Annotated in this window: 4 protein-coding genes; 2 read left to right on the top strand and 2 right to left on the bottom strand. The window is 73.3% G+C overall.

Features of this window, described 5'->3' with window-relative positions; translation table 11 throughout:
• A partial coding sequence (locus F8279_RS29355; RefSeq protein ID WP_151501677.1) for a superoxide dismutase occupies positions 1 to 849 on the top strand: 849 nt, incomplete at its 5' end.
• 41 nt (positions 850 to 890) lie between these two features.
• Here the strand turns inward: F8279_RS29355 and F8279_RS29360 are convergent.
• Together F8279_RS29360 and F8279_RS29365 are read right to left on the bottom strand one after the other, a co-directional pair.
• Complete coding sequence (locus F8279_RS29360) at positions 891 to 2,465, bottom strand: Na+/H+ antiporter (RefSeq protein ID WP_192580798.1); 1,575 nt, start codon at positions 2,463 to 2,465, stop codon at positions 891 to 893.
• Positions 2,466 to 2,540: 75 nt separating this feature from the next.
• Positions 2,541 to 3,161 (bottom strand): L-threonylcarbamoyladenylate synthase, encoded by a 621-nt coding sequence (locus tag F8279_RS29365; protein ID WP_091418190.1) that lies wholly within the window; start codon positions 3,159 to 3,161, stop codon positions 2,541 to 2,543.
• Positions 3,162 to 3,257: 96 nt separating this feature from the next.
• Here F8279_RS29365 and F8279_RS29370 point away from each other — a divergent pair, with 96 nt between their 5' ends.
• Positions 3,258 to 3,641 carry a hypothetical protein gene (locus F8279_RS29370; RefSeq protein WP_151501678.1) on the top strand — a complete coding sequence of 128 codons (384 nt, stop codon included), beginning with the start codon at positions 3,258 to 3,260 and terminating at the stop codon, positions 3,639 to 3,641.
• Positions 3,642 to 3,946 lie beyond the last annotated feature (305 nt).

Here is a 3,946-nt window from a genome sequence, read left to right on the forward strand (position 1 = left end):
CACGACCGCCGCCCGAGCGTCATCGCGCTGCCGGACGGCTTCCAGCCGGAGGGCGTCGCCGCCGCCGGCCGGTACGCCTGGTTCGGGTCGCGGGCCACCGGCGAGATCTACCGCGCCGACCTGATCACCGGAGCGGGCAAGCAGGTCAGCCCCGCCACCGGCACCCCCTCACTCGGTCTGAAGATCGACCCGCGGGGCCGGCTCTTCGTGGCCGGCGGCACCGCCGGTGACGCCCGGGTCATCGACACCCGCACCGGTGCCGTGCTCGCCAGCTACCGGTTCGCCGACGCGCCGACGTTCGTCAACGACGTGACGCTCACCCGCGACGCCGCCTGGTTCACCGACTCGAACCGGCCGGTGCTCTACCGCCTGCCGCTGGGACGCGGCGGCAAGCTGCCGCCCGCCGGCGGCTTCACCACGCTGCCGCTGACCGGCGACTTCCAGCAGACCGGCACCGGCGTCAACCTCAACGGGATCGTGCCCACCCCGGACGGGCGGGCGCTGATCGTCGTGCAGTCGAACACCGGCACGCTGTTCCGGGTGGACCCGGCCACCGGCGTCACCACCGCCGTCGACGTGCCGGGCGCGACGTTCCTCAACGGTGACGGCCTGCTGCTGCTCGGCCGCACGCTGTACGTGGTGCAGAATTTCCTCAACCAGGTCGCCGTGGTCGACCTGAACCGCTCCGGCACGGCCGGCGTCGCGCGCGGCGTCATCACCGACCCGGGCTTCGACGTGCCGACCACCGTGGCCGCCGCGCTCGGCCGGCTCTACCTGCCGAACGGCCGGTTCACCACCCCGCCGACGCCGACCACCCCGTACACGGTGGTCGCTGTCGACGCGCGCTGAGCCACGCCGGCCGCCACCCGTCCGGTGGCGGCCGGCCCGGCTCAGTCCTCCATCTCCGGCCCGAGCAGCCGGATCTCCTCGATGTCGATGGCCGCCTGGAGCTGCCGCAGCACCACGTCGTCGATCTGTCTGGTGTTGCGCAGCCGGGTGATCTCCTGCCGCTTGTGGTCGAGCACCCGCAACCGCAGCCGCCGGGCCATCTCCCGCTCCCCCTCCGCGTCCTCACCGCCCGGGTCGCAGGCGTCGGCCAGATGATCCTCGTAGTCGGCGCGCAGCCGGTCCACCGTGTCCTGCGTGGCGCCCACGTCGCTGGCGGCCCGGGGCAGCGCCTCCAGGGCGGCCTCGGTGGCCCGGATCCGGGCCCAGCGCACCTCGTCGTCGCGTTCCCGGTCGCCCACCAGGCCCGCCCAGCTCACGACAGCCGGCAGCGTGGTGCCCTGCACCAGCATGATCAGCACGATCACCACGACGGTCACGAAGATGATCAGGTCGCGCTCGCGCACCGTGCTCCCGTCGTGCATGGCGACCGGCACGGCGAGCGCGGCGGCGAGCGAGACGGCGCCACGGAACCCGGCCCAGCCCACCGCGGTACGCATCCGGCCGTCGAAGTGCCGCGACCGGCTCGACTCGCGCCGGTCCACGCGTTGCAGCACCGAGATCGACAGGTGCACCCAGGCCAGCCGGATCACCACCACGACCAACGCCACGAGCGCCGCGATGCCGAGCGACGCGGCCGGCGAGTGGCTGGTGATGCTGCGCAGCGAACGCGGCACCTGCGTGCCGAGCAGCACGAAGAGACCACCGTTGACCATGAATGTGGACAGGTCCCAGAACGCGAACGCGGTGACCCGGGAACGGGCCCGGATGACCCGGGGCGCGGCGTAGGACAGCAGCAGCCCGGACACGACCACCGCGAGCACGCCGCTGGCGTGCACCGCGTCGGCGAGCAGGAACGCGACGAACGGGGTGAGGATGCTCAGCCCGCCCTCGCGCATCGGGTCGTCGACGTGCTTGCGGATCAGCACCACGACCGCGCCGACGAGCAGGCCGGCGGCCACCCCGCCGAGCGACTTGCCGACGAACTCGCCGGTGAGCGTCAGCGCGTTCGGCACCGTCCCGCCCGCGACCACGCCGGCCGCCACGGCGAACAGCACGAGCGCCGTACCGTCGTTGACCAGGCTCTCCGCGCGCAGCGTGGTGAGGATGCCGCGCGGCATCCGCTTGGCCAGGCCGGCCACGGCCGCGGCGTCGGTCGGGGCCAGGACCGCGCCGAGCACCCACGCGGCGGCCGGCTGCACGCCGAGGGCCTGCGCGGTGTACGCGACGGCGACCATCGTGACGATCACCAGCACGACGGCGAGCCCGACGATCACCGTGAGGTTGGCCCGGATCTCGCGGAGGCTGATGACCAGGCTCTCCCGGTAGAGGATCGCCGGGAGGAACAGCACCAGCACGACCTCGGGTTCGAGGATCAGGTTGTCGAACGGCGGCAGCAGGCCGATCAGCGCGCCCATCGCGATCAGCAGGACCGGCGGCGCGACGCTGTAGCGACCGCCGATCGTGGTGCCGACGAGCACCGTGGCGCCCAGCACGGTGATCAGCACGAGTGCTTCCACGCCGTACCCCCGTCACCGTCCGCCGGTCCTACCGTGCCCTACGGCGGCGGCCGGGCGGGGCGGATTGGGTGATCGTTACTCGAAGCGGGACGGGTCTCCGGCCCCGCGGCGCAGGATCTCCGGCTCGGGGCCGGACAGGTCGACCACTGTGGTGGGCTCCAGCCCGCAGTCCCCGGCGTCGACCACGGCGTCGACCAGGTGGTCGAGCCGTTCCTTGATCTCCCAGCCCTGGGTCATCGGCTCGTCCTCGCCGGGCAGCAGCAGCGTGCTGGTCAGCAGCGGCTCGCCGAGTTCGGCGAGCAGCGCCTGGGTCACCGTGTGCCGGGGTACGCGTGCCCCGACCACCCGCCGGCGCGGGTCCTGCAACCGGCGGGGCACCTCGGCGGTGGCCGGCAGCAGGAACGTGTAGCTGCCCGGGATGACGGACTTCACCTGCCGGAAGACCGCGTTGCTGAGCTTGACGAACTGGCCGAGCTGGGCGAAGTCGGCGCACATCAGCGTGAACGGGTGCCGGTCGTCGAGCCGCCGGATCTCCCGGATCCGCTCCACGCCGTCGCGGTTGCCGATCCGGCAGCCGAGCGCGTAGCAGGAGTCGGTCGGGTAGGCGATCACCCCGTCGGCGCGCAGCAGGTCCACCACCTGCCGGATCACTCGGGGCTGGGGGTTGTCCGGATGCAGGTCGTAGTACCTCGCCACGCCGGTCAGCCTATGTCCACGCCCCGGCGGGCGCAGGTTTGGGCGGGGCGGTTTCCGGAAACAGGTGGGGGCCGTTCACGACAGGGGGACCGAATCATGTCCGAAGCCAGCACAGACCGCGTCGCCGACCGCCCCGCGGAGGTGACCGATCCGCTGCTGTGGGACCTGGCCGCCGCGGTGGCCGACGCGCACCAGCCGGACGCGGAGCGCGTCTGCGCCAGCCCGAGCTGCGCCGGGGCGGCGTGGCCGTGCGCCGCCTGGAACAACGCGCAGGCGGGGCTGAGCGCCGCCCGGACGCCGCGGCAGTCCGCCGCGCCCCGGCAGCCGGCCACCTCGACGCAGCCCGCCTCGCCGCGGCCGGTCGCCGCCGGGCAGCCGGGCGACGGGCAGCCGGGTGCCGGTCAGGCGGGTGTCGCGGGTGAGCCGGGCGCCGTCGCGGCACGGACCGGCGCGCGGAGCCTGGCCGCCACCGCCGCCTGACTCAGCGTAGGCACACGGCTCCTCGCGCCGCCTCCGGCCGCCTCGGCCGGGGGCGGCGCTGTCGCGTGCCGTCGAGGCTGGTCAGCGCGTTTTCTGAGGCGACCGGAGAGTCCGGGGCGAGCGCTGGAGAGCGCTCTCTTCGGTAACAAGACATTGACGGATCCGTAACCCGAACCTTAATGTCCCTTCTCAAGAGAGCGCTCTCACAACTGCCGGACCACCACTCCGTACCCCCGCCTTCTCCTCGTGAAGGGGACCTCCATGACCCACCTGCGGGACCCGTCCCTTATACACATCTCCGAGCC

Source organism: Micromonospora sp. AMSO1212t (assembly GCF_008868145.1).
GTDB lineage: Bacteria > Actinomycetota > Actinomycetes > Mycobacteriales > Micromonosporaceae > Micromonospora > Micromonospora tulbaghiae.